This is a genomic window from Microvirga sp. GN3 (assembly GCF_055792825.1).
The window spans coordinates 1-1958 of record NZ_JBVVAK010000355.1 but is presented as its reverse complement, the minus strand read 5'-3'; the positions used below and the strand labels follow the sequence as shown (position 1 = coordinate 1958).

Below are 1958 nucleotides of genomic sequence, written 5' to 3'. Positions count from 1 at the left end.
TCATCTCACAAGATCTTTGGTGACAGCGAACACTGCGCCCATTCGAGCGTTGTGGCTACGGTCCGCAGTGGATGCACAGCCATGCCGCGTTACTATTTCGACATCCGCGAGGGATTGCGGTTTCGTCCCGACAGCGCCGGGGAGGAGTGCGAAGACCTGAGCTCTGCCAAAGGTCATGCTGTGCACCTTGCGGGAGAGATCGCCAAGGAGATGCCGCTGGATCCCTCGAACCATGTCGTCGTCGTCGAGGTCTGCAACGAACACAAAGAGCGGGTGGTAACGGTGACCGTCGCGCTCTGGATCGAACGAACGCAGGTGGAGGACCACCCTGTGCATCCTTGGAGTGCTTAAAGCCGCGACGTCCACAGTCCGCACCGGATCAGGCCCTGTACCCTGGGTCCTGAGCAGCCTCTTGGTAACCAGTTCCATCCTGCATGGCAGCCCTCAGCCATCGGCGGTTCGGTCAGCGCCGTGCGGTTTTGAGCAGCCTTGCCTCCATCTGCTCTTGGAGCCACCGGACTTCGTCTTGCAATTGCTCCAGGCGGACCAGGAGTTCGCCATCGGTCAGCCGAGGGCATGAGGGGCTGCCCGTCTGCTCGGGCAATGCATTGGTGACACTGCGGATCTGTTCGAGGAAGGTTGGCCCGATGTTGGGAGTTGCGAGCCAGGTGCTGTCCGGGATCTCGGCAACCTCGCGGATGCTGGGGCACCGCCCCTTGAACTCGTTGAGGATCGTATGTCTCACCCGAGGCGGAACGACACTCAGAGGAAAAGGCTCATCCCGAACCATGTGTCATCCACAACCTGAGCTGACCTGCAGTTGCAGCGAGACAATCCAGGCTGATCCGAGGCGACACTCAGGCGAATATTGGGTGTCCACGGCTGATCGGATCGACCTGCCAGTTCAAGAGCATCACTTCCTGTAGAACCGCAAATTTCGTCGAGCATTTCTCGATGGAATCTAAACGCGTGCGGCAGGGGCGGCGAGCAGTCCTCATGGTGGAAGGTCTTCTACCAAGCAGCGGAGTGGAGACGCCGTTTCCAGCGCTCATGGCGCGGGAGCTGCGCAGCGGCGGTCTGACGTTTGGACAGTCTGCGACTGCCATTCTTAACCTGTTCCTCCATCCGTGTTGATGCAATGATCTCGGGCTCGGATGCCGGCTTCGACGGATATATGAGCTCTGGGGTTATCGCCGGCGCAACCCGTTGAGGAACTGTCCTTCGCACCGTCCTTGCACGAGCCCGCGGACCGTCACCCTGTGCCGGCTGCGCAATGTCATGGACAGACGTTGCTTCTTCTCCAACGACAGGCGCAATTGCGGTTTGCGACAAGTCTACAGCCGTCACCAGCCCTGCCGTAGGTGCGTCCTCCACGTCTTCGGAAACTGTCGCAGCCAGATCCAACTCCATCTGTTCCCGATGGGCCTTTCCTGAAGCGTGGTTGCGGCGAACAGATTCAATGGGCTCCGACGGGGCCGGCACAGGCGCAAGGATGCTCGGCAGAATGCGAGGGACTGCGACTGACTCAGCCACAGCTCGAGGTTTTTCCTCCTGGAAGACGGTTGCAGGTTGATCGGGTAAGGGTGCGAACAGGCGCCTTGGCGAAAGTTGGCTACGCTGACCTTGAACACGCGACTTCTTGATCTCGACTGAGAAAGGCTTCGAATTCCGCTTCATCTTACGTGCTGATGCCAGAGGCGATGAGGTCATTTGTGAGAGGGCGAGCAGATCCATGCGGCTCTCTGGGGGAACCCTCTACCGGGGAAATGCAATGTTGTCGAACGGTTTAGCACGCCAATTCCCGCGCCATTGATATGCTTTGACGGCAAACCTTCCCGGAGTAACCGGCTCCGTCATGCCTGTATCGCATGTCGGCCCTACACGATTTGCTCTTCTTTTGTGCAGTGCACAGGCATATCTGCTGCATTGCAAGACAGATATGCCGATCACCGCTGACG

Annotated in this window: 2 protein-coding genes; one reads left to right on the top strand and one right to left on the bottom strand. The window is 58.9% G+C overall.

Going from position 1 to position 1958, the window contains the following annotated elements:
- A partial coding sequence (locus tag ACS5Q1_RS47745) for a DUF6894 family protein (RefSeq protein ID WP_473104759.1) occupies positions 1–351 on the top strand: 351 nt, incomplete at its 5' end.
- Between the two features lie 112 nt (positions 352–463).
- Here ACS5Q1_RS47745 and ACS5Q1_RS47740 read toward each other — a convergent pair.
- On the bottom strand, positions 464–790 hold the full coding sequence (locus tag ACS5Q1_RS47740) for a hypothetical protein (protein WP_473104758.1): 327 nt from the start codon (positions 788–790) through the stop codon (positions 464–466).
- Between the last annotated feature and the right edge of the window lie 1168 nt (positions 791–1958).

Coding starts and splice junctions, on each gene's coding strand:
- ACS5Q1_RS47740 (WP_473104758.1), bottom strand. CDS start 790: ATGGTTCGGGATGAGCCTTTTCCTCTGAGTGTCGTTCCGCCTCGGGTG.